The following is a 23,098-nucleotide window of genomic DNA, read 5'->3' as shown; positions in this document are numbered from 1 at the left end:
TTCCTGCCCGCCCCCGGCACCGTGACCCGCTTCGACGCACCCACCGGACCCGGCGTGCGCCTGGACGCCGGCGTCGAAGCAGGATCGGTGATCGGACCCGCCTGGGACTCCCTCCTCGCCAAACTCATCGTCACCGGCGCCACCCGCGAACAGGCACTCCAGCGCGCCGCCCGCGCCCTGGGCGAGTTCACCGTCGAAGGCATGGCCACCGCCATCCCCTTCCACCGCGCCGTCGTCACCGACCCCGCCTTCACCACCGACCCCTTCCACGTCCACACCCGCTGGATCGAAACCGAGTTCGTCAACCAGATCCCGCCATTCTCCGCACCCGCGGGGGACGAGGCCGCCGAGCCGGAGACGCGCGAGACGGTGGTCGTCGAGGTGGACGGCAAGCGGCTGGAGATCTCCCTGCCGTCGTCACTGGGAACGGCCCCGGGAGGCAAGGCCGAAGCGGGCGGTGCCAAGCCGAAGCGGCGGGCCGCGAAGAAAGCCGGAGCCGCCGCCTCGGGCGACGCATTGACCTCCCCGATGCAGGGCACGATCGTCAAGGTCGCGGTCGAGGAGGGGCAGGAAGTGGCCGAGGGCGACCTCGTCGTGGTGCTGGAAGCAATGAAGATGGAACAGCCAATCAATTCCCACCGCGCGGGCAGGGTCAAGGGCATAAGTGCCGAAGTGGGTGCTTCTGTCTCGTCCGGCGCCGTCATCTGTGAGATCAAGGATTGACCAACTGGATTTGACGAATTCCATGCACTTCTGGAGAGCGTCTGGGGCCCGCCTGGGCCGGCCTTGTGGGCTGGCCCACAGCGCCGGAGAGTGCGGGCCCCGCCCGGCCGTAGTGCTACGTGAGGTAACTGCACCGCAGGTCAGGGCAGTTGGCGACGCGCTGGTGAAGTGTCCGGAATGATGTCGGACTCGTTAATTCCGCTACCTTGGGTGCACTCGGTCAAGCCGCGCTGTAGGTTTCCCACCATGCCTAAGGGTCCCGCTCTTCGCGGTCGACCCGTAAACCGGGGGGTTGGGTTCATGAAATTCTCAGTGCTGGGTCCATTGCTTGCCACGGACGACGGTCTTCCTTTCACGCCCACGCCGCCCAAGCAGCGGCAGTTGCTCGCGCTGCTGATTCTCAACGCCAACCGGTCGGTTTCCGTGGACGCCTGCATAGAGGAACTCTGGGACCAGAATCCTCCGCAGAGCGCCTATTCGACCCTGCACACCTATGTCCTGCATCTCCGCATGGCCATGAGCACGATTCCGCGCATCGGGTCCCTCGGTGAGGCGAAGCGGATCCTCCAGACCGCCAACTACGGCTACCGCCTGGTCGTCGAGCCCGGCGGCACCGATCTGGAGCTCTTCGAGGAGCACGTCCGCACCGCCCGCGCCGCCCTGGCGCGGGAGGACGACCGCATGGTCTCGGCCACTCTGGACAAGGCGCTGAAGCTCTGGCGCGGACCCGCCCTGGCGGACATCCCCCTCGGCCCGCTGCTCCAGGGCCGGGCCACGGTCCTCCAGGAGCAGCGCCTCCAGGCGCAGGAGCAGCGCATCGAGGCCGATCTGCGCCTGGGCCGCCACCACGAACTGACCACGGAGCTCGCCGAGTTGACCGTGCGGCATCCCACGCACGAGAACCTGCACGCCCAGTGGATGCTCTCCCTCTACCGCTCCGGCCGGGCGGCCTGCGCGCTGGACGCCTTCCACCGGCTGGCGGGCACGCTCGACCGCGACCTGGGCATCTCGCCGTCGCCCCGGATGCGCGCCCTCTACCAGGCCGTCCTGGACAACGACGAGTCCCTCGACCCGCCGGCGGTCGCCGCGCGCCCCATGGCGCTCGACCTGGGCCGCCGCGTCATCCCGCAGCAGCGCCGCGTCGTCCGGCGTACGCCCCGGCGGCGCGGTATCCACCGCTGACGGAGCCCGCGGGCGCGGCACGGCTCACGTCGCCGTCCCCGCCAGGAAGTCCGTGATCAGCGCCGCCCACGCGCCCGGCCGCTCCGCCGCGATCGCGTGCCCGCACTCCAGGGTGGCCAGCCTCGCGCCCGGTATGCCCGCCGCCAGCTCGCGTGAGAGGGAGGGCGTCGTGAGGATGTCCTCGGTGGGGGAGATCACCAGGGTGGGGACGCGGATGCCCGCGAGGTCGGGCCGGACGTCGATCGTGCCGAAGAGGGCCAGCTGCTCGTCCGTGCCCGGCGGCATGCCCGCCGCGAACAGGGCGAGCTGTTCCTCTAGTTCCTCCGAGGAGCGTGCGTCGAGCCAGGTGGCGCCGCCCACGAGCAGGGAGAGGTAGGAGGCGAGCGCGCGGGCGTCGCCGCCGCGGCCGAGCGTGCGCCAGGTGTCGATCGCGAGGAGGAGGCGCGCGTTCGGCTTCGCGAAGCCCGAGGAGAGCACCAGGCCCGTCACCCGCTCCGGGTGGCGGGCCGCCGCGCGTACCGCGACCGCCGTGCCCATGGAGAAGCCGGAGAGGGCGAAGGTCTCCGCCCCCGCGCGCACCGCGGAATCCACTATGTGGTCCGCGAGGAGATCCAGGGAGAGCGGCCCCCGCGGCAATGGCGACTTTCCCGAACCGGGAAAGTCGGGCCCGATCACCGTATGCCGCCCGGTGAGTTCGCCGAGAATCGGTCCGTAGCTGTCCTGGATATCGCTGCCCGCGCCGTGCGCGAGCAGCAGCGCCGGTCCCGAGCCCTCAATGAATGTGGTCACGCGCCGGAGGCTAGCCCGCGAACCGGGCCCAACGCCCTTCCTCTGTCAGGATTTTTCGTCATATCACCGAGCCGACCACTCGAACGAGTGGTCGGCTTCTACTCGTACAAGTAGTGGTACATACGGTTATGGGAAATCTAAGGTTCGGGGCGAGAGGCCGGATACAACCCCCCCCCTTTGTCAAAAGCGGAAGGAAGGCCATGACGCCTCCCCGTATTTCTCCCCTTACCTCGTACCAGCGTGACATCTGGGCAGCGGAATCACACGCTCCCGGGGATCACCAGTTCAATGTGGTCCTCCACGAAAGGCTCGACGGCCGGGTCGATCTGGAGGTGCTGCGCCGCTGCCTGACCGGTGTGCTGCGCCGCAACGAGGCGTTCTCCTCGCGCTTCGACGAGCTGGACGGCGTGCCCGGCCAGTGGATCGAGGGAGCCGACGCCGGTTCCGCCGCCGAGTGGGTGGAGTACCTCGACTTCTCCGGCGCGGCGGACCCCGCGGCCGCCTGTGCCGCCTGGCGGGAGAGCTCCTTCGCGCGCCCCTTCCCGCTGCGCCGCGGCCGCCTGTTCACCGCGGCGGTGCTGCGCGAGAGCGACGTCGTGGCCCATCTCTTCCTCAACGCGCACCACTTGATCGTGGACGCCTGGGCGGCCAATCAGGTCTCCCTGCAGACGTGGGCCGACTACGGCCGCGCCACGCGCGGCGCGGCCGACGTGGACGCCACCGTCCCGCCCTCGCCGCTCGACACTCTCGCCACCGAGGACGCCTACCGCGCCTCCGCGGCCTACGAGCAGGACCGCGCCTTCCACCGGCAGGCCCTCGACGGCGTCGTGCCCGCCCTGTTCACCCGCGCCGCGCCGCGGCTCCCCGAGGGCGAACGCCGCGACGGCCACCACACCTTCACCGTGGAGGCCGCGCTCGTCGAGCGGATACGCAAGGGCGGAAGCTCGCCCTTCTCCTTCGTCGCGGCCGTCTTCGCGGCGTACTTCACGCGCGTCCACCGCACCGACGAGATCGTCCTCGGCGTCCCCTTCCGCAACCGCCGCACGGACCGTGAGCTGGCGACCGTCGGCCAGTTCGCCAACAACCTGCCCCTGCGGGTGGCCGTGACCGCCGACGCCACGCTCCACGAGCTGGCCGGCCGCGTACGGGAGGCCACCGACGCGCACAAGGGCCACGAGCGGCTCGCCCTCGGCGACGTGCTCCGCGACCTGCCCGCGGCCGGCACCGGCTCCCGGCAGCTCTTCGACATCACGCTCTCCTACCTCCGCCACCCGCGCCCGGAGGTCCCCGGCGCCGCCGTCGAGAGCGTCATCCAGGCCCCCGTGCACGCGTCCGACGCGCTGGCCGTGCAGATCCACGCCTTCGAGGACGACGCCGACCTGCGCGTCGACCTGTACTACGCCCGCGACGTCTTCGACGAGGACTACCCCATCGAGGCCGTCGCCGGGCATCTGCGCTCCCTGATCGCGGCCGGCGTCGAGCAGGAGGACCGGCCCGCCGTCACCCTGCCCGTGCTGAGCGACGCCGAGCGCGCGGACCTCACCGCGACCCGGCAGGGTCCCCTCGTGCCGTACGCGAGCGACCGCACCCTGCACAGCCTGATCGAGGAGCAGGCCGCGCGCACCCCGGACCGCGTCGCGGTCGCCGCCGACGGCACGGACCCCGGCCTCACCTACGCCGAGCTCGACGCCCGCGCCGACCGGCTGGCACGGGTCCTGCGCGCCGAGGGCGTGCGCCCCGACGACCGGGTCGCCGTCCTCATGCGCCGCGCCCCCCGCACCCTGGTCGCGCTGCTCGGCGTGCTCAAGTCCGGCGGCGCGTACGTGCCCGTCGACCCCGGATACCCCGCCGATCGCATCGCGTTCCTGCTCCAGGACAGCCGCGCCAAGGTCGTCCTGGTGGCCAGCGACTCCCCGGAGCCGCAGGTCGCCGACGGCGTGCGCGTGCTGCGCGTCGACGAGCTGCCCGACGCCCCGGACGGCCCGCTCGAACCCGTCGCGACCTCCCGCGACCTCGCGTACGTCATCTACACCTCCGGCTCGACCGGCAAGCCCAAGGGCGTCATGGTCGAGCACCACTCGGTGGTCAACCGCCTCGCGTGGATGCAGAGCCGCTATCCCGTGGGCGAAGGCGACGTGCTGCTTCAGAAGACGCCGATCTCCTTCGACGTCTCCGTGTGGGAGCTGTTCTGGTGGGCGATCGAGGGCGCGAGCCTCGCGCTGCTGCCCGTGGGCGGCGAGAAGGACCCGCGCGGCATCCTGCGCACCCTCGCCGCACAGCGGGTCACCGTCATGCACTTCGTGCCGTCCATGCTCGGCCCCTTCCTCGACCTGCTCGACGACGCCCCCGAGCTGCGCGCCGAGGCCGCCTCGCTGCGCTACGTCTTCTGCAGCGGCGAGGCCCTGCCCGCCACCCGCGTCGAGCAGTTCAACCGGATCTTCGGCGGCGACTTCGCGCCGAAGCTGGTCAACCTCTACGGGCCGACCGAGGCCACCGTCGACGTCTCCTACTTCGACTGCCCCACCGAGGGGACCGTGCGCCGGGTGCCGATCGGCCGCCCCGTCCACAACACCCGCCTCCACGTCCTGGACGCGCACGGCGGGCTCCAGCCCGTCGGCGTCCCCGGCGAGCTGTGCGTCGGCGGCGTGCAGGTGGCGCGCGGCTATCTGGAGCGACCGGAGCTGACCGCCGAGAAGTTCACCGACGACCCGTTCACGCCCGGCAGCCGCCTCTACCGCACCGGCGACCTCGCCCGCTGGCTGGCCGACGGCACCGTCGAATACCTCGGGCGCATCGACGGCCAGGTCAAGATCCGCGGCAACCGCGTCGAGCTCGGCGAGGTGCGGCACTTCCTCGCCCGGGTGCCCGGCGTGCGCGACGCCGTCGTCGTCGACCGGACCTCCCCGGCGCGCGGCACCCACCTCGTGGGCTACTACGTCGCGGACGAGACCGTCGAGCCCGCGCGGTTCCGCGCCGAACTCGCCGCGAACCTGCCCGAGTTCATGATCCCCGCGCTCTACGTGCGGATCGACGCCGTACCGCTCACCCCGAACGGCAAGGCCGACCGCCGCGCGCTGCCCGCCCCGGCCGCCGACACCGCCACCGGGCGCGACGACACCGCGCCCCGCGACGCGACCGAGGCGGCGCTCGCCGCGATCTGGGCCGAGCTCCTGGAGGTCGACAGCGTCGGCGTCCACGACGACTACTTCGCGCTCGGCGGCGACTCCATCCTCATGCTCCGGGTGCGGGCCCGGGCCGAGAAGCAGGGCATCCACTTCTCGCTCACCGACCTCATGCGCAACCCCACGATCGCCGCCCTGGCCGCCCGCGCGACCGGTGCCGACGGGACCGCCGAGGAACCCGCGCTCGAACCCTTCGGCCTGGTGTCCGGCGTCGACCGGGCCCGCCTGGAGGGCGCCGAGGACGCCTATCCGCTCTCCCGCCTCCAGCTCGGCCTGCTCTACCACAGCCGCGCCCGCGAGGACTCGGCCGTCTACCGCGACGTCTTCCAGTACACCTTCGTCCTGCCCTGGGACGAGGACCGCTTCCGGCACGCCTTCGACCGGCTGGTGGCCCGCCACCCCGTGCTGCGCTCCTCCTTCGACCTCGGCACCTTCTCGGAGCCGCTCCAGACCGTGGCACCGGCCGTCGAGGGCGGCCTCGGCATCGTCGACCTGCGCGGCCACGACGACGCGGCCGCCCGCGCCGAGATCAGCCGGCACATCGAGGAGCGCCGCTTCCACCCGTACGTCTTCGAGCAGGCGCCGCTGTACCACTTCCGCGTGCACCTGCTGGAGGAGACCGTCGAGCTCGTCCTCAGCTTCCACCACGCGATCCTCGACGGCGGCAGCGTCGCCAACCTCGTGCGCGAGCTGTTCCAGGACTACCTCCACGCGCTCGGCCTCGGCATCGAGGCCGTCGCGGACCGTGAACTGCCCAGCCCCGCCCAGCACATCCGGGCCGAGCGCCTGGCCCTCGCGTCCGAGGCCACCCGCGCGTACTGGCGCGCGCGGCTCGACGGCGCCACGCTGCCGCAGCTCGGTGCCTTCCGGCCGCACGAGGCGCCCGGCGGCGAGGAGCTGATCACCCGCACGGTCCACCTGCCCGCCGGGCTCACCGGCGCGATACGCGCCTTCGCCCGCGCGCACGCCCTGCCCGTGAAGTCCGTGCTCTTCGCGGCCCACTGCCTGACCCTGCGGCTGTTCTCCGGCGCCACGGACATCACCACCGGCCTCGTCACCCACGGCCGCCCCGAACAGGAGGGCTCCGAGCGCATCGCGGGCCTCTTCCTCAACACCATGCCGGTCCGGCTCCAGGCGGACGCCCCCACCTGGCTCGACGTCGTCCGCGAGGCGTTCCGGCAGGAGCAGGACAGCCACCCGCACCGGCGCTATCCGCTCAGCTCCATCCAGGAGGACCTGGGCGTCACCGTCCTGGAGACCGCCTTCAACTACATCCACTTCCGCCAGCTCGCCGAGGTCTTCCGGCTGCCGGGCGTGGAGCTGCGGAACTTCCAGGCATGGGAGGAGACCAACTTCCAGCTCCTCGTCAACGCCATGACCGACCCGACGGACGAGAGCATCTCCCTGCGCCTGGACCACCAGGGCCGCACCTTCACCACCGCGCAGGCCGAGCTGTACGCGAACGGCTTCACCGGCATCCTGCGCCGGCTGGTCGAACACCCCGAAGAGGCACCGGACTTCGCGTTCCTCGCCGGAGCCCCGGCCGTCGCGACGGGGGCGAAGGCCGCCCACCCCGACGTCGCCCGCCTCTTCGAGGAGCAGGCCGCCCGCACCCCGGACGCCACCGCCCTCACCTTCGGGGAGACCCGCTGGACGTACGCGGAGCTGGAGCGCGCCTCCGCCCGCGTCGCCCGCACCCTCGTCGCGCTGGGCTCGCGCCCCGGTGACCGGGTGGGCATCGCGATGCGCCGCTCGCCCGAGACGATCGCCACGATCCTCGGCGTGCTCCGGGCCGGTGCCGCCACGGTCCCGCTGGACACCGGCTATCCGCAGGAGCGGCTCGCCGCGATGCTGGAACAGGCCCGCCCCTTCCGGGTCGTCGCCCACGCCGACCAGGCCCACCTCCTCACCGACGGCACCGCCGTCCTCACCGCCGAGGAGATCTTCGACGGCGTGGCCCCCGCGGACGTCCCGCTGCCCGCGATCGCGCCGGAGTCCGTCGCGTACGTCCTCTTCACCTCCGGCAGCACCGGGAAGCCCAAGGGCGTCGCGATGCCCCACCGGTCGCTCGCCAACCTCGTCGCCTGGCAGAACCGCGTCCCCAGCGGCGCCGTCGGCGGCACCACCGCGCAGTACGCCCCCATGAGCTTCGACGTCTCCTTCCAGGAGATCTTCTCCACGCTCTGCGGCGGCGGGAACCTGCTGGTCGTCACCGAGGACGAGCGGCGCGACATGCCCGCGCTGCTGCGCCTGCTGGACCGGCACGGCGTCGAGCGGCTCTTCCTCCCCTACGTCGCGCTCCAGCAGTTCGCCGAGACCGCGGTCGCCCTCGACGCCGTGCCGCGGAGCATCAGGGTCCTGGCGTCCTCCGGCGAACAGCTCCGGGTCACCGACGAGATCCGCGCGCTGTGCGAGCGGCTGCCCGGCGTGCTCCTGGAGAACCAGTACGGGCCCACCGAGTCGCACGTCGTCACCGCCCACACCATGACCGGCGACCCCGCCTCCTGGCCCGCGCTGCCGCCCATCGGCACCGCGATCGACGGAGCCGCCGCCTACGTGCTCGACGCCCGGCTCCGGCCGGTGCCCGACGGCGTGAAGGGCGAGCTCTACCTCGCGGGCGCCTGCCTCGCCGACGGCTACGCCGACCAGCCGGAGCTGACCGCCGAGCGGTTCGTGACCCGCGCCGCCGACGGGCGCACCGAGCGCCTCTACCGCACCGGCGACCTCGGATTCCGCCTCCCCGGCGGTGCGATCGTCTGCGTCGGCCGCGAGGACTCGCAGGTCAAGGTGCGCGGCTTCCGCGTCGAGCCGGCGGAGGTCGAGCTCGCCATCACCCGCTTCGCACCGGACCACCCGGGCCTGTCCGAGGCCGCCGTCGTCGCCCGCCGCCGCGAGGGCAACGACTCCTTCCTCGCCGCCTTCCTGACCGGCGACCCCGGGAGCACCGACCTCGGCCAGCTCGCCAAGCAGCTGCGCACGGTGCTGCCCGACTACATGATCCCGTCGCACTTCGAGTGGCTCGACGCGCTCCCGCTCACCCCGAGCGGCAAGCGCGACGACAAGGCGCTGCGCGCCCGGCAGCTCACCACGGCCACCACCGGCGAGCACACGGCACCGCGCGACGAGTACGAGCGGACGCTCGCCGAGATCCTCGGCGAGCTGCTCCAGCTGCCCGCCGTCGGCGTCCACGACAACATCTTCGACCTCGGCGGCACCTCGCTCACCGCGATGCGCCTGGTCGTGCTGATCGAGCAGCGCTACGGCATCAACGTCCCGCTCTCGGAGTTCGTCGCCTCGCCCACCGTCGCCGAACTCGCCGAGAGGCTGCGCGGCGGCGGAGCGGTGTCCGCCTTCGACCCGCTCGTGCCCATCCGGGCCGCGGGCGACAAGCGGCCGATGTTCTTCGTCCACCCCATGGGCGGCAACGTCCTGTGCTACCTCCGCTTCACCCCCCACCTCCCGGAGGACCAGCCGCTCTACGCCCTCCAGGCGGCCGGCAGCGACGCGGGCACCGAACCGCTGCGCAGCGTCCCGGAGATCGCGGCCAGCTACGTCGAGGCCATCAAGCGCGTGCAGCCCAGCGGCCCGTACGCCATCGGCGGCTGGTCCTTCGGCGGCTTCGTCGCCTTCGAGATGGCACGGCAGCTGCGCGCGGCGGGCGAGGAGATCGCGAGCCTGGTCCTCCTCGACACCACGGCCCTCAACCCGGGCCGCCGCAAGGCCGCCGGTGACGACGCGCTGCTCACCTGGTTCTTCTGGGAGCTGCTGTGGCTCCAGCGGGGCGGCAAGTCCCCGGAGGAGATCATTCCCGGCCATCTGACCACGCTGGAGGAGAAGTTCGACTTCATCGCCCAGCTCGCGGTCGACGAGGGCGTCCTGCCCGCCGGGTCCTCCGGGGTGATCGTCCGACGGCTCTTCCACGTCTACGAGGCCAACTGGCGCGCCGCGTTCGCCTACCGGCCCGAGGTCGTCGAGCAGGACATGGCGCTGATCCACGCCATGGAGCCGCTGCCGCCGGTCCTGGACAACATGCACACGGCCATCGAGTCCCTGCACCGCGACCCCACCAACGGCTGGCGTGAGCGCACCACCGGCGACCTGAACGTCATCGACGTGCCCGGCGACCACCTCACGCTCATGGAAGAGCCTTTCGTGAAGCACGTCGTCGAGACCGTCACCGCACTGATGAGCGAGAAGTGAGCATGAGCCAGAAGAAGAACCGCAAGGCCGTCGTCATCGGCGCCGGCATAGGCGGCCTCGCCACGGCCGTCGCCCTGCGCAAGGCCGGACTCGACGTCGAGGTCCACGAGCGGGCGAGCGAGCTCAAGGCCGCCGGGTCCGGGCTGTCCGTGATGAGCAACGCCCTCGCGGCCCTCGACTCGATCGGCATCGACCTCGGCCTGGAGAAGCGCGGGCAGGTCCTGGAGTCGTACCACGTCAGGACCGCCCGCGGCCGGCTGATCAGGGAGTTCCCCTTCCCCGGCATCATCTCCCGGCTCGGTGTGCCCAGCGTCCTGATCACCCGCTCCGACCTCCAGCAGGCCCTGCTGGAAGCCGCCGAGGGCATCCCGATCCACCTCGGCCGGACGGCCCGGGGGTTCGAGACGGACGAGACCGGCGGCGGCGTGCGCGTCCGCTTCGAGGACGGCGGCGAGACCGAGGGCGACGTGCTCATCGGCGCCGACGGCTTCAACTCCGTCGTCCGCCGCCAGCTCGTCGGCCCCGGTGAGAGCTCCAAGGACAGCGGCTACATCGTCTGGCTCGCCGTCGTGCCCTTCGAGCACCCGCGCTTCACCCGCGGCTCGGTGACCCACTACTGGGGCAGCGGCAAGCGGTTCGGGCTCGTCGACATGGGCGGCGGCCGGCTCTACTGGTGGGGCACCAAGAACATGCCCGCCGCGCAGTCCCGCGACTGGCGAGGCGGCAAGCCCGAGGTCCTGCGCGCCTACGCGGGCTGGGCCGACGAGGTGCAGAAGGCGATCCGGGTGACGCCCGAGGAGTCCATCATCGCCGTCCCCTCCCGCGACCGGCCCTTCCTGGAGCGCTGGGGCAGGGGCCCGGTGACCCTCCTCGGCGACGCCGCGCACCCGATGCTCACCAGCCTCGGCCAGGGCTCCGGCATGGCCATCGAGGACGCCGCCGTGCTCGCCCGGGTGCTCGGCTCCGCCGACGACCTCACCCGGGGGCTGCGCCGCTACGAGGACGAGCGCCGCGAACGCGCCCGTGGCATGGTGGCCGCCTCCCGCGGCATCAGCGACTTCGAGCAGTCGGAGAACCCCGTGCGACGCCCGATCCGCGACGCCTACTTCAAGTTCCTCCCGGCCAAGCGGCTCACCCGCACGCTGGAGGACTCCCTCACCTTCCCCGGCCACACCACGGCGGAGGCGACCCATGTCCGGTAGCGGAGCGGGCCGGGCGGTCCTGGTCACCGGGGCGTCCTCCGGCCTCGGCCGCGCGTGCGCGCTGCACCTGGCCGAGGAGGGCTTCCACGTCTTCGCGGGCGTCCGCAGGCCGGGCGACGGCGACGACCTGGCCGCCGCCGCGTACGGCAGGCTCACCCCCGTACGCGTCGACGTCACCGACGACGCCTCGATCGCCGCGGCCGCGAAGGAGATCGAGGCCGCCGTGGGCGAGGACGGCCTGTGGGCCGTCGTCAACAACGCCGGCGTCTGCGTCGCCGCGCCCCTGGAATGCGTCACCACCGACGAACTCCGCCGCCAGCTCGACACCAACGTCGTCGGCCAGCTCGCCGTGACCCGCGCCTTCCTCCCCGTACTGCGCCGCAGCCGCGGCCGCGTCGTCAACGTCACCTCCGGCCTCGGCAGCGTCGCCATCCCCTACATGGGCGCCTATTCCGCGGCCCAGTTCGCCAAGGAGGCCCTGACGGACGTCCTCCGGCGGGAACTGCGCGGCTTCGGCATCGACGTCTCCGTGGTCCAGCCCGGCGCGATCATGACGCCGATCTGGGGCAAGGTCTCGGATACGGCGCGGGCGGCCCTGGAGTCCGTGCCGGAGGGGGTGGCCTCGCTGTACCGGATTCCCTTCAACCGCTTCCTCTTCGCGAACGAGCGGGGCGCGAGGGCGAGTTCGACCACTCCCGCGCACTTCTCCCGGGCCGTCGTCCGGGCTCTCACTGACGCCCGTCCTCGGGCCCGGTACGGGGTGGGGGTGGACGCGCGGCGGTTGAGCGTGCTTTCCCGGGTGCTGCCGGATGCGGCACTGGACCGGTATCTGGGGCCGATCACTCGTTGATCTCCGGCGGGGCGGGGCGGGGCGGGGCTGGTTCCCCGGCCCCGCCCCTTCCCCGTGGGCGCCCGAAGGGCGTCCCCGCCGCAGGCGGCAACGGACCGGCGGCCGGGGTGGGCAGGGGAACAAGCCCCCGCCCACCCCCGGATCACGCCCTCCGGAACGCCGAAGGATCGATGGACACCGCGCGCTTCACGAGGCCAGGAACAAACGCCCCCCGGTCCTCCCGCCCCTCCACAGCCGCCAGAGCGGGAAGCACGGCCCTGGCCCCCGCATAGCGGAACGGCTCAGGAGGCAGTCCCCCAAGAGGAGTCCGGGCGAAGCCCGAGGAAGACCATTCGTCGCGCGTGCCGAGCACAAGAGAAGCCAGGACCTTCGCCATGAGCTTCGAGGGGCCCACGCCGTCACCCGAATACCCGGTGGCGTAACAGACGTTCGGCACGGACCGCAGCCACCCGGCGAAGGGCACGCCCGTCACGCCGTACTCCACCGGTGCCGTCCACGCGCCGGCGATGGGCACGTCGGCCAGGTCGGGGAAGAGGCGCAGGAACTGCTGCCGCATCTCGGCGGCGCGCAGGGGCGCGCCCCACATCGTGTCGGGGCCGGTGCGGCCGTAGGCGACGCCCGAGCCGCCCTTGCCGAAGACGAGGCGGCCGTCGGGCGTGGTGCGGTAGTAGTTCAGCCGCCGCCGCGAGTCGCACACGGAGGTGCCGTCCGTCCAGCCGCGCTCCGCGAGCCGGTCGGGGATGGGGGTGGTGAGGACGGTGTCGCTGGCGATGGTCACCATGCGGCTGCCGATGTCCTCCAGCTGACCGGCCCAGGCGTTGATGGCGAGGACGACGCGGTCGGCGGATATCGTGCCGCGCGGGGTCACGGCCTCGGTCCGTACGCCGGTGCGCAGCGCGGTCAGCGGGGTCCGCTCGTGGATGCGGATGCCCTTCTCCAGGGCCACGCGCCGCATGCCGCGGGTGAGCTTCGCGGGCTGGACGGTCGCGCAGCCGGGGTCGACGACGCCGCCGTGGTGGGAGTGGGTGCCGACCATCCGGCGGGCCTCGTCGGCGGAGACCTGGCGCAGCGGCTCGATGCCCGCGCGGCCCAGCTCCTCCAGGGTGTCCTCCCAGGCGCCGAGCTGTGCGCGGTTGGAGGCGGTCCACAGCCAGGGCCCGCGCCGGTGCTCCGCGTCGATGCCGTGCTCGTCGGCGAAGGACAGGATCTCGTCGACGGCCCGCTCGGACGCCTCGCCCAGCCGCCGCGCCTCCTCGTGGTCGCCGATGGCCACCAGGCCGCGGAAGCGCGCCCACATGGGCATCAGGAAACCGGCGTTGGCGCCGCTCGCGCCACCGCCGCAGATATCGGCGTCGATGAGCACGACGTCGGTGCCGGGCGCCCGCTCGATGATCTCCAGGGCGGTCCACAGGCCGGTGTAGCCGCCGCCGACGACACACACGTCGCACCGGACGTCGCCGTCCAGCGGCGGGGACTTGCCGTCGTCCGGCTCGGCGGCGAGGGCGTCGCGCAGCCAGGCGGTGCGCCGCTCGGGCGCGGGGGCGCTCCTCGGCCAGGTGCGGGGTAGTGCGAGGCCGGTCACTGTGGTCCTCCGTGTGGGGTTCGGTCAGGGTTCCTGGCTGCCGGCGAGCGAGGGCGTCCGGTGTGTCCCGGCGGCCCTCAGCAGGTCGATCCGCGAGTTCACCCCGAAGCACTTGAAGAGCTTCCGCAGGTGGTAGTTGACGGTGTGCGGGGACAGGCCCAGCCGGCGGGCCATCTGCTGATTGGTCAGTCCCTCGCCGACCAGCCGGAGCAGCTCGTGCTGCCGGGCGCTGAGCGACGGGTGGTCCTCGGGCGCCGCCGCGGGGGGCGCCGGGGGCACGCGTACGGGCTCGTCCGCGGGCGGCTGCCGTACGGCCCGGAGCAGCGCCGCCTCGCGGTAGAGTGCGCGCTTGAGCGCGCCCGGCACCGAGTCGTCGATGATCTGCCGGACCAGTTCGTTGTGGAAGACGGTCCGCGCGCCGTCGTGGCGCACGACGCCCGTCGCGCACGCCTCCTCCATGACGGGCAGCAGCGCGGAGGGCGCGGTGTGCAGCATCGTGGCCAGCGCCTCGTACTCCACCTCGGTGCCCAGGACGGCCGCCACGCACAGGAGTTGCCGGCACTCGGGGCTGTACTGCGCGAGCGTCGTACGCACGCGGGCGTGCAGCCGCTCGGGCAGCCGGTTGGTGACGAGGGTGGCCTCGTCGCCGTCGACGCGGATGCTCCGCTCCTCGCGCATCCCGGTGAGGAGTTCGACGATGAGCCGGGGGTGGCCGTCTAACTGCTCCACCAGCCGGAGCAGCAGCGGGGAGGGCAGCGCGCCCAGGGTGTCGGCCGCGAGTTCCAGGGCGGCGGAGGGTGCCAGGGGGCCGAGGGCGATGCGTTCGCAGCGGCTGGTGGGGTCCGACAGCAGCACGCAGGTGGGGTCGGGGCCCATGCCGGTGCGGCGGGCCGTGACCCACACGACGTGGTCGTGGTGGAGGCCCCGGGGCAGGGCGGCGGTGCGCTCGGCCCAGCCGGTGAGGCCCTGGAACTCGTCGATCAGGACGAGGATCGGGCGGACCGGGCCGCGGTAGCGGGCGGACACCTCGCGGTGGCCGGGCGAGTGGAGGCGGTGCCGCGTCCCCCCGGCCGGGCGGGCCGCCCGGCCGGGGCGCGAGGAGTTGGCGGTGACATAGCCGAGGCGGTCCGCGAGGGTCACGCACTCGCGCATCAGGCGGGTCTTGCCGGAGCCCGGCCGGCCCTCGATGACGACCAGGGCGCGGCCACCGCCGCGGCCGTGTTCGAGGACGTCGTGGATGCGCGCCATCTCGCGCTCACGGCCGCGGAGCGGCTGGTCGAGGGGGGCGCTGAACGTGGTGAGCATGGGTGGGATCCACCTCCCTTGGGTGTGGTCGTCGGGGGGTACGGCGGTACGGCAACCGGGCCGGTGAGAGGCGCCCGGTCTCAGTCCGTGGCGCCGAACCGCCGTACGCCCACCGTGCAGAAGCGCCGTGCGACGAACGAGGCGTCGCAGTAGACCGCGGTGGCGGACGGGTTCAGGCCCGTGCCGTGCAGGTCGGAATAGACGGCGGACTGCGTGATGTACCAATTGCCCCTGAGGTTCAGCGAGAGCATGACGCCCACGTCGGCGCAGGCGTTTGTCAGCGCGGCCTCCACGTCCGGCGAGGTGGTGTAGGCGCCGGCGGACAGGGCGCCCTGCTCGCGTGCGGTGCGGGCCAGCAGCTCGATGCCCGCGGCGGCCGAGTCCACGGCGACGGCGAAGAAGACGGGCCCCAGCCACTCGGCGGACAGCGTCGCCAGGTCCTCGGCGCGGCCCGCGTCCAGGGTCACCACGGCGGGCGTGCGGATCACGGCGTCCGGGAAGCGCGGGTGGCGTACGGCCCGCGGGGCCACGGCCGGCTCACCGAGCGCGCCCGACGCGGCCTTGTCGACCCGCGCGAGCACCTCGGGTCCGAGCAGCGCGCCGAGCAGCGCGCTCGCCTCGCCGTCGTCGGCCAGCAGCGTGCCGAGGGCGTCGCCGAGGTCGGCGACGACCTCGGCGAAGGACTTGTGGCCCTCGTCGGTGGGGACGCCGGAGCGGGGGATCAGCAGATTCTGCGGGCTGGTGCAGAGCTGGCCGCTGTAGAGGGCGAGACTGAAGGCGAGGTTGGCCAGCATGTCGCGGTAGTGCGCGGTGGAGTCGATCAACAGGCTGTTGACGGCGGACGACCCGGTGAAGACCTGTGCCTGGCGGGCGTGGGTCTCCAGCCAGGAGGCGAACGCGGTGGAGCCCGCGTAGTCGACGATGCGCACGTCCGGGTGGGTGGCCAGGGTCTTGGCCAGCGGCTCGCCGGGCCGCTCGGGGGCCAGGCAGACCAGGTCGGGGTCGAAGCCCGTCTCGCGGAGCACCTCGCGGGCCACCCGGACGGTCAGCGCGAGCGGCAGCACGGCCCGGGGGTGCGGCTTGACGAGCACGGCGTTTCCGGTGGCCAGGGAGGCGAAGAGGCCGGGGTAGCCGTTCCAGGCGGGGAAGACGCTGTTGCCGATCAACAGGCTGACGCCGCGCGGCCGGAGCGTGAAGGTCTTGCCGATCACGAAGGGCGCGGCGCCGGGCTGTGGCTTGCTCCACACGGCGGCGGCGGGCAGCCGGGTCTGCTCGGCGACGGCGTACGCGACGGCCTCCAGACCGCGGTCCTGCGCGTGCACGGCACCGGCGTGGAAGGCCATGACGGTGTTGTGGCCACTGGTGTGCGCGGCGGCCTGGGCGAACTCGTGGGAGCGCGCGTTGACGCGCGCGAGGATCTCCGCGCACACCGCGGCGCGCGTCCAGACGCCCGCCTCGTTCCAGCGCGGCATCGCCGCCCGCATGGCCGGCAGCAGGACGGCGGGGTCGTGGTGGTCGTAGGAGATGCCCAACTCCGGTCCGTACGGGGACCGCTCGCCGCCCTCGGCGGGCGACGGGCCCACGACGCCGTCCCGCCCCGGCTGGTCCAGGGCGAAGTGCCGGTGCAGCGAACGGCGGTGCGCGGCCTCGCCGTCCTCGGCGCCGCCGCGGCCGTACGCGTCGGGGTCCTCGGGGTAGGGCGACCAGTGCCCGCGGGTGCGGATGGTCTCCAGCGCCCGGTCCAGCAGGGGTCTGTGCCTGCGGACGAGATGCCGGGCGTAGGCGGTGCCGGTGTCGGCGCCGGTGTCGTGGCGGGCGATGGTGGATGCGTCGGCAGGGTTCATTCTCACGCTCCTCGTGCTCCAGGAGGCGCGAGCGAGGCCCCTTGAGCCGGACCGTGGTCGAGCCGCACCTTCCTTGCCGGATCGCATGCCCATCCCCCCGTTCCCTCGCATCCCCCGTGTCGGCGCCTCAATGGCGGCGCCCTGCACCATTCATGCACAACTAGGGGTGTCCTGCACAAGGTTCGCCATGAAACGACATAGAGTTTTTAAAATCACGGCAGTTGGGGGTTTTGCTGCGGGAGAATTGAGAATTTTTAAAAGTTTGAAGCGGCCGCGGCGGGGGTCCGCGGCCGCTGGTCAAAGAGGAGCGGCCCACTCCATTTTGGCCCGGGTCAGTCGCCGAGCGCCGCACCGACCTTGGGCACGCGGCCGAAAAGCGTCACCAGGAGGGCGCCGACGGCGAGCGCGCCGCCCAGCCACATCACCGACCCGGTGCCGAAGCCGTCGACCATCTGGCCGCCCGCCGTGGCCCCCACGGCGATCGCGCCGTTGAAGACGCCGACGAAGAGCGAGGTCACGCCCTCGCGGGCCTGGGGCGCCGCCGTCGCCAGCCATGTCTGCGTGCTGACCGACACACCGCCGTAGGAGATGCCCCAGACCGCCAGCAGGATCAGCGCGCCGAGCGTGGAGACGCCGAGCTTCGGGACCAGCAGCACCGACAGTGCCAGCACCGCGCTGATCATCAGCAGCGTGCCCTTGATGCTCTTCCCGACCCGGGAACCCGCCAGGAAGTTGCCCGCCACACCGGCCACGCCGTAGACCAGCAGCAGGGTGCCGATGAGGCTCGCCTTCACGCCGGAGACGTCCTCCAGCACGGGCCGCACGTAGGTGTACGCGGCGAAGTGCCCGCACACCAGCAGGCCCACGACGGCGAGGCCGGTGGCCACCTTGGGGTTGCCGAAGAGCCGCATCACACCGCCCAGGCCGACCGCCTGTTCGGCGGGCAGCGGCGGCAGCAGGACCGCCATCGCGAGCGTCACGAGGAGCGCGAGCCCCGCCACCGCGAGGAACGCCTCGCGCCAGCCGGCCCATTCGCCGATGTACGTACCGGCGGGCACGCCGAGCACCGACGCGATCGCGATCCCGCTGAACACCATGGACGTCGCGGGACCCGCGGATTTGGCCGGAACCAGACGCACGGCCAGGCCGCCGGCGAGCGACCAGACGCCGCCCATGCCGATGCCGATGAGCACGCGGGCGACCATCATGACCGCGAAGTTCGGTGACCAGGCGGCGAGTACGTTCGCCGCCGTGAGCAGCGCCATCAGCGCGCAGAGCACGAGGCGCCGGTCCAGCCGGCCGACCGCGGAGGTGACCAGCGGGGCGGAGACCGCGCCGACGATGCCGGTGACGGTCAGGGTCAGGCCGGCGGTGCCCTCGGTGACGTCGAGCGCGTCACCGATCGGGGTGAGGAGACCCACCGGCAGCATCTCCGACGTGACGACCGTGAAGGTCCCGGCCGCCACCGCCACCACGGCGAGCCACCCCCTCACCGCCGCGTTCCCGGGGGCCGGTGCCCCGGTGGTCATGTCATCAATTTTTGCCATGTCCCCAGCCAATCCGGCCTGAGCAGGGGGAACAATCGCGAAGTCCTCATGCTTCCATGAGGTGGATTAATCGACGCGGTATCCGGGGGGACGCGCTCGCGGGGCTCTCCGGCGCCGCCATGTGAAGTGGGGCACGAGAGCCATGGCAGCCAGCGGAGCCACGGGACACCGGAAACCGGCCAGCGGCGTGGAGATCCGCGAGCTGGAGTGCTTCCTGGCGCTCTCGGAGGAACTGCACTTCGGGCGGGCGGGGGAGCGGCTGTACGTCTCGCAGGGGCGCGTCAGCCAGCTCCTGCGCTCCCTGGAGAGCCGCATCGGCGCCCGCCTGGTGGAACGTACCAGCAGGCGCGTCCGGCTCACCCCGCTCGGCGAGGACTTCCTCGCGTCCCTGCGCCCCGCCTACGCCGCGCTCCGCGCCACCGTCGAGGACGCCCGCGTCGCCGCCCGCGGTGTCTCGGGGCGGCTGCGCGTCGGCTTCCAGGGCACCGCCGACGACCGCTTCATGGCCGTCGTGAGCCTCTTCGAGGACCGCTACCCGGACTGCTCCACGGAGATCGCCGAGGTGCCGCTCTCCGACCCCTTCGGCCCGCTGTACCGCGGCGAGGTCGACATCGCGGTGGTCCTGCTCCCGGTGGCGGAGGACTGTCTCGTCCTCGGCCCGGTCTTCTCCCGCCAGCCGCAGTACCTCGCGGTCTCCACGCGGCACCCCTTCGCGTCCCGCGCGGTGCTGTGCGCGGAGGACCTCGCGAACTCCCCGCTCGTCGGCGTCCGCGGCCCGGCCCCGGCGTACTGGCGCGAGGTCCAGGCCCCCACCCGCACCCCCGAGGGCCGCCCCGTCCCCGCGGGCCCCATGGTCGCCACCCTCCAGGAGGGCCTCTCCCTCGTGGCGGCCAACCGCGGCGCGATGCTCCTGTGCCACTCCACCGCCGAATACCACCACCGCCGCGACGTCGCCTACATCACCCTCACGGGCCTCCCGGACTCCGCCCTCGGCCTGGTCTGGCACCCCGACCACGAGAACTCCCGCATAAGGGCGTTCGCCGAGGTGCTGGAGGAGGAGCTGGTGCGGGGCCCGCGAGAAAGCTGACGGACGGGGAGTTGACGGACTGTCACTGATAGCTCACGCCGCTTTATGATCGCGATTCCAAGGGGGAGGGGGCGCACATGGCGGCAGGTGACTCGGCCTCGCGCAGGGCGCAGGAGGCACGGCGGCAGGAACGGCTGCTGCGGGAGCAGTGGCAGGCCGCGCGCGGGGAGGCCGCCCGCTGGGAGGCGGCGAGCGAGGGCGAGCAGCGGGTCGCCGCGCAGCTGCTCGTCCTCACGGAGCGGGGCTGGCGGCTGCTGGTGGACCGGCGCTGGCCCGGGACGCGCTCCGCCAATGTCGACATGCTGCTGATCGGCCCGGGCGGTGTCTTCGTCATCGACGTCAAGAACTGGCGGTCGCGCCCGGAGGTCTCGGACGGCCACCTGAGCGCCGGCGGTGTATCCCGCGACCGCGACTACGGAAAGCTGCTGGCCATGACGAGGGTGTCCGAGCAGGCGGTCTCGGCCTTCGGCATGTCGCCGGTGGCCGTCCAGCCCCTCATGGTCTTCGCCGGGCAGCACGTGAGCGCCGAGCTCGGACGCGTACGGCTGCTCGGCGAGGGCGAGGTGGGCCCGGCGCTCCTCGCGGAGCGGCTCCGGCTGCGCCCGGCGGTGGTCCGCGCGCTGGCCGACCACCTGGAGGGGGTCTTCCCCGCGTACGAGGGGAGCGCCGTTCCGGCGGGGGCGCCCGCCCGCCCGGCGCCGCCCGAGGACGGCGCGACGGCCCTGTTCGACGTCGGAAAGCTGCGTGACGCCGCGATGGAGGCGGCCCGCGCGGCACCGATCGAGGAGTGGATGACCTTCCTCGACCCCGACCAGGCCGGTCTGGTCGGGCGCAGGTGGTCGGGGCCGGCGCGGATCAGCGGGCCCGCCGGCACGGGCAAGACCGTGGTCGGCCTGCACCGCGCGGCCCACCTCGCGCAGCGGACCAGCGGCCGGGTCCTGTACGTCACCTTCGCCAAGAACCTGCCGCGGGTGCAGGGCACCTTCCTGCGCACCATGGCCCCCGCCGTGGCCCACCGCGTCGACTTCCGCAGCCTGCACGCCTGGGCCCAGGAGTTCCTGCACGAGCGCGGCATAGCCAGCCGCCTCCACAAGGAGAAGGCCGAGACCGCCTTCAGCCTGGCCTGGAAGGGCGTGGGCCGGGACAGCCGCCTGGCGGAGATCGAGGCCGCGCCCGGCTACTGGCAGGACGAGATCCGCTATGTGATCAAGGGGCGTGGCCTCACCACGTTCGAGGAGTACGCGGCGCTGCACCGGCGCCGCCGGGGCGGCACCGTGCTGCGGCGCACCCACCGCGAAGTGGTCTGGGCCCTCTACGAGGAGTACGAGCGGATCCGGAAAGCCCGTGGCGTGCACGACTTCGACGACATCCTGGCGCTCGCCCTCGAAGAGGCCCGCGCGCACCCGGACCGGTCGCCGTACGGCGCGGTCATCGCCGACGAGGTCCAGGACCTCAGCCTGGTCGGGGTGCGGCTCCTGCACGCCCTGGTGGGCGACGCGCCCGACGGCCTCCTCCTGATCGGCGACGGCCAGCAGGCCGTCTATCCGGGAGGGTTCCGGCTGTCGGACGCGGGCGTCGACATCAGGGGCGGCCGCGGGCAGGTGCTGCGCGTCAATTACCGCAATGCCAAGGAGATCCTGGACGCCGCCCTGGCCGTGGTCGCCGAGGACGCCTTCGAGGACCTCGACGGCGTGCGCGTCCCCGGGCGCCGGGAAGTGGATCTCACCTATCACGACGGCCATGTCGTCCGCGTGACGGAGGCCACGGCCGCCGAGCACGACCGGGCGCTCCTGGAGGCGCTCCGCGCCGACGCCGCGACGCGGCCCGCGCGGCCCTGGGCCGACGTGGCGGTGCTCTGCCCGTCCTGGGCCGCCCTCCGGCACTACCAGCAGCTCCTGACCCGGGCGGGCATCCCCGTGTGCCCGCTGGAGCACTACGACGGACAGCCGGTGGAGGGCCTCAAGCTCGGCAGCTACCGGAGGGCCAAGGGCCTGGAGTTCAAGCACGTCTATCTGCCCCGGCACGACGACGGCCTGCACGGCGGCGCCCCCGGCGACGAGAGCGCGCACGAACGCCGTGAACTCGCCCGCAGCCAGCTCTTCGTCGCCATGACCCGCGCCCGCGACACCCTCTGGCTGGGCAGCGTCCCGCAGGGATGACGGCGCGGGCGGCGGGCCCGCGAACGCAGAACACCCCTCCGTCCACGTCGCCGTGGGCGGAGGGGTGTCGCCGGCGGTAGCGGTGGGATTTGAACCCACGGTGGAGTTGCCCCCACACACGCTTTCGAGGCGTGCTCCTTAGGCCGCTCGGACACGCTACCGAGAGAGAGCTTAGCGGACGTGGGGCCGTGCTCTGAAATCGCCTCCCGTCCGAGGCCCCGGGAGGGGCTCCGCCGCGGGTCAGCGGGTGCGGAAGAAGTCCGTGAGGAGGGCCGCGCAGTCCTCCGCGAGGACACCCGTGACGACCTCCGGGCGGTGGTTGAGACGGCGGTCGCGGACGACGTCCCAGAGGGAGCCGGCCGCGCCCGCCTTCTCGTCGACCGCGCCGTAGACGACGCGGTCCAGGCGGGAGAGGACGATCGCGCCCGCGCACATCGTGCACGGTTCGAGGGTCACCACGAGGGTGCAGCCGGACAGCCGCCACTCGCCGACGGCCCGCGCGGCGTCGCGGATGGCGAGCACCTCGGCGTGGCCCGTCGGGTCGCCGGTGGCCTCGCGCTCGTTGCGGCCGCGGCCGATGACGGAGCCGTCCGGGGCCAGGACGACGGCGCCGACCGGCACGTCACCGGTGCCGGGGGCCAGCGCGGCCTCCGCCAGGGCGGCCCGCATCGGGAGCAGCCAGGGATCCCGTACGGGGTCGGGGGCGGGTACGGAATCGCTCCGGTGGCCGGACCGGCCGGTGACGGCTTCGTTCATCGCACCAGTGTGCGTCAGCGCACGGCCTCCAGGACCTCGGTGCAGCCGAGGGCGTCCGCGATGCCGCTCAGCGCGTCCCCGTCGAAGGAGCGCAGCTCCTTCGAGCCCACCCCGAGGTCGTCCAGGATCAGGTGGTCGCCCAGCGGTCCGGCGGGCACCGGGCGGGCGGCGTCCGGGGCGTCGGCCTCGTCCTCCTCCGGCTCGGGCTCGCCGTCCTCCGTGCCGTCGAGGTCCGGGAGGCTGCCCAGGTCGCCCTCGGCGTCGTCGCGGCCGAGCAGCTCGTCGGTGAGCATCGAGCCGTAGGCGTTGCGGCGGGCGGCCGAGGCGTCGGAGAGGTAGACCCGGGGGTCGTCCTCGCCGTCCACCCGGACGACACCGAACCAGGAGTCCTCCTGCTCGATGAGCACCAGGACCGTGTCGTCGTCGACCGAGGACTCACGGGCCAGGTCGGCGAGGTCGGACAGGCTTTCCACGTTGTCGAGTTCTGTGTCGCTCGCTTGCCACCCGTCTTCGGTGCGCGCGAGCAGTGCGGCGAAGTACACCGTGACTCTCCCACTGGTCATAGGCGGTGCCGGGCCGGACGGGGACCACCCCGCCCACTCGGAATCGTGGCAGAAACCCGGCCGTTGCGAGAGGTCTTCCGCGCTGCGTCGTGCAGCAGTCCGAAGAGATGTGCCTCACGTGGGCTCC

General features: G+C 72.9%; 14 protein-coding genes and 1 tRNA gene. 7 read left to right on the top strand and 8 right to left on the bottom strand.

The window, feature by feature from the left end; genetic code table 11:
• Nucleotides 1-723: biotin/lipoyl-containing protein (locus tag ACZ4A5_RS16625; protein ID WP_467583562.1), on the top strand; the 723-nt coding region annotated here is incomplete at its 5' end.
• Between the two features lie 300 nt (nt 724-1,023).
• The gene (locus ACZ4A5_RS16620) at nt 1,024-1,905 is read left to right on the top strand and encodes an AfsR/SARP family transcriptional regulator (protein WP_467583558.1); all 882 of its coding nucleotides are present in this window, start codon (nt 1,024-1,026) and stop codon (nt 1,903-1,905) included.
• Between the two features lie 24 nt (nt 1,906-1,929).
• Here ACZ4A5_RS16620 and ACZ4A5_RS16615 read toward each other — a convergent pair whose 3' ends face one another.
• Complete coding sequence (locus ACZ4A5_RS16615) at nt 1,930-2,694, bottom strand: alpha/beta fold hydrolase (protein WP_467583556.1); 765 nt, start codon at nt 2,692-2,694, stop codon at nt 1,930-1,932.
• Nucleotides 2,695-2,894: 200 nt separating this feature from the next.
• Between ACZ4A5_RS16615 and ACZ4A5_RS16610 the strand changes: the two genes are divergently transcribed.
• The 3 genes from ACZ4A5_RS16610 to ACZ4A5_RS16600 are packed head-to-tail and all read left to right on the top strand — an operon-like array spanning nt 2,895 to nt 12,128.
• Nucleotides 2,895-10,076: an amino acid adenylation domain-containing protein gene (locus tag ACZ4A5_RS16610; protein WP_467583553.1), complete on the top strand. Its 7,182-nt coding sequence runs from the start codon at nt 2,895-2,897 to the stop codon at nt 10,074-10,076.
• Between the two features lie 2 nt (nt 10,077-10,078).
• Entirely contained in the window at nt 10,079-11,278 is a 1,200-nt protein-coding gene (locus ACZ4A5_RS16605) for an FAD-dependent monooxygenase (protein WP_467583550.1), read from the top strand.
• On the top strand, nt 11,268-12,128 hold the full coding sequence (locus ACZ4A5_RS16600; protein WP_467583547.1) for an SDR family oxidoreductase: 861 nt from the start codon (nt 11,268-11,270) through the stop codon (nt 12,126-12,128). Before ACZ4A5_RS16605 ends, ACZ4A5_RS16600 begins: the two co-directional genes overlap by 11 nt.
• 142 nt (nt 12,129-12,270) lie before the next feature.
• Here the strand turns inward: ACZ4A5_RS16600 and ACZ4A5_RS16595 are convergent, their stop codons facing one another.
• The 4 genes from ACZ4A5_RS16595 to ACZ4A5_RS16580 all read right to left on the bottom strand — a co-directional run bounded on the left by ACZ4A5_RS16595 (nt 12,271) and on the right by ACZ4A5_RS16580 (nt 18,388).
• Nucleotides 12,271-13,710 (bottom strand): NAD(P)/FAD-dependent oxidoreductase, encoded by a 1,440-nt coding sequence (locus tag ACZ4A5_RS16595; protein ID WP_467583544.1) that lies wholly within the window; start codon nt 13,708-13,710, stop codon nt 12,271-12,273.
• A gap of 24 nt (nt 13,711-13,734) precedes the next feature.
• A complete protein-coding gene (locus tag ACZ4A5_RS16590) occupies nt 13,735-15,015 on the bottom strand; it encodes a helix-turn-helix domain-containing protein (RefSeq protein ID WP_467583541.1) in 1,281 nt (426 codons plus the stop codon).
• 80 nt (nt 15,016-15,095) lie between these two features.
• Nucleotides 15,096-16,859, bottom strand: a complete 1,764-nt coding sequence (paaN, locus tag ACZ4A5_RS16585) for a phenylacetic acid degradation protein PaaN (protein WP_467583539.1) — start codon at nt 16,857-16,859, stop codon at nt 15,096-15,098.
• A gap of 332 nt (nt 16,860-17,191) precedes the next feature.
• The gene (locus tag ACZ4A5_RS16580) at nt 17,192-18,388 is read right to left on the bottom strand and encodes an MFS transporter (protein WP_467583536.1); all 1,197 of its coding nucleotides are present in this window, start codon (nt 18,386-18,388) and stop codon (nt 17,192-17,194) included.
• A gap of 160 nt (nt 18,389-18,548) precedes the next feature.
• Between ACZ4A5_RS16580 and ACZ4A5_RS16575 the strand changes: the two genes are divergently transcribed.
• Nucleotides 18,549-19,493 (top strand): LysR family transcriptional regulator, encoded by a 945-nt coding sequence (locus ACZ4A5_RS16575; protein WP_467583533.1) that lies wholly within the window; start codon nt 18,549-18,551, stop codon nt 19,491-19,493.
• Nucleotides 19,494-19,570: 77 nt separating this feature from the next.
• The gene (locus ACZ4A5_RS16570) at nt 19,571-21,652 is read left to right on the top strand and encodes a nuclease-related domain-containing DEAD/DEAH box helicase (protein WP_467583530.1); all 2,082 of its coding nucleotides are present in this window, start codon (nt 19,571-19,573) and stop codon (nt 21,650-21,652) included.
• Nucleotides 21,653-21,726: 74 nt separating this feature from the next.
• Here the strand turns inward: ACZ4A5_RS16570 and ACZ4A5_RS16565 are convergent.
• From ACZ4A5_RS16565 to ACZ4A5_RS16555, 3 genes are all read right to left on the bottom strand, one after another.
• Nucleotides 21,727-21,813, bottom strand: a tRNA-Ser gene (locus ACZ4A5_RS16565).
• Nucleotides 21,814-21,892: 79 nt separating this feature from the next.
• Complete coding sequence (gene tadA, locus ACZ4A5_RS16560) at nt 21,893-22,408, bottom strand: tRNA adenosine(34) deaminase TadA (protein ID WP_467583527.1); 516 nt, start codon at nt 22,406-22,408, stop codon at nt 21,893-21,895.
• Between the two features lie 14 nt (nt 22,409-22,422).
• Nucleotides 22,423-22,950, bottom strand: coding sequence for a tRNA adenosine deaminase-associated protein (locus ACZ4A5_RS16555; protein ID WP_467583524.1), 528 nt, complete (start codon nt 22,948-22,950; stop codon nt 22,423-22,425).
• Nucleotides 22,951-23,098: the final 148 nt, after the last annotated feature.

This window comes from Streptomyces sp. NPDC025618, assembly GCF_055558795.1.
This window is presented reverse-complemented; position numbering and strand designations above follow the sequence as displayed.

Bases quoted from the DNA above. Each gene is read 5' to 3' on its own strand.
- ACZ4A5_RS16605 (WP_467583550.1), top strand. From the start codon at position 10,079: ATGAGCCAGAAGAAGAACCGCAAGGCCGTCGTCATCGGCGCCGGCATA.
- ACZ4A5_RS16570 (WP_467583530.1), top strand. From the start codon at position 19,571: ATGGCGGCAGGTGACTCGGCCTCGCGCAGGGCGCAGGAGGCACGGCGG.
- tadA (WP_467583527.1), bottom strand. From the start codon at position 22,408: ATGAACGAAGCCGTCACCGGCCGGTCCGGCCACCGGAGCGATTCCGTA.
- ACZ4A5_RS16580 (WP_467583536.1), bottom strand. From the start codon at position 18,388: ATGACCACCGGGGCACCGGCCCCCGGGAACGCGGCGGTGAGGGGGTGG.
- ACZ4A5_RS16590 (WP_467583541.1), bottom strand. From the start codon at position 15,015: ATGCTCACCACGTTCAGCGCCCCCCTCGACCAGCCGCTCCGCGGCCGT.
- ACZ4A5_RS16620 (WP_467583558.1), top strand. From the start codon at position 1,024: ATGAAATTCTCAGTGCTGGGTCCATTGCTTGCCACGGACGACGGTCTT.
- paaN (WP_467583539.1), bottom strand. From the start codon at position 16,859: ATGAACCCTGCCGACGCATCCACCATCGCCCGCCACGACACCGGCGCC.
- ACZ4A5_RS16600 (WP_467583547.1), top strand. From the start codon at position 11,268: ATGTCCGGTAGCGGAGCGGGCCGGGCGGTCCTGGTCACCGGGGCGTCC.
- ACZ4A5_RS16575 (WP_467583533.1), top strand. From the start codon at position 18,549: ATGGCAGCCAGCGGAGCCACGGGACACCGGAAACCGGCCAGCGGCGTG.
- ACZ4A5_RS16610 (WP_467583553.1), top strand. From the start codon at position 2,895: ATGACGCCTCCCCGTATTTCTCCCCTTACCTCGTACCAGCGTGACATC.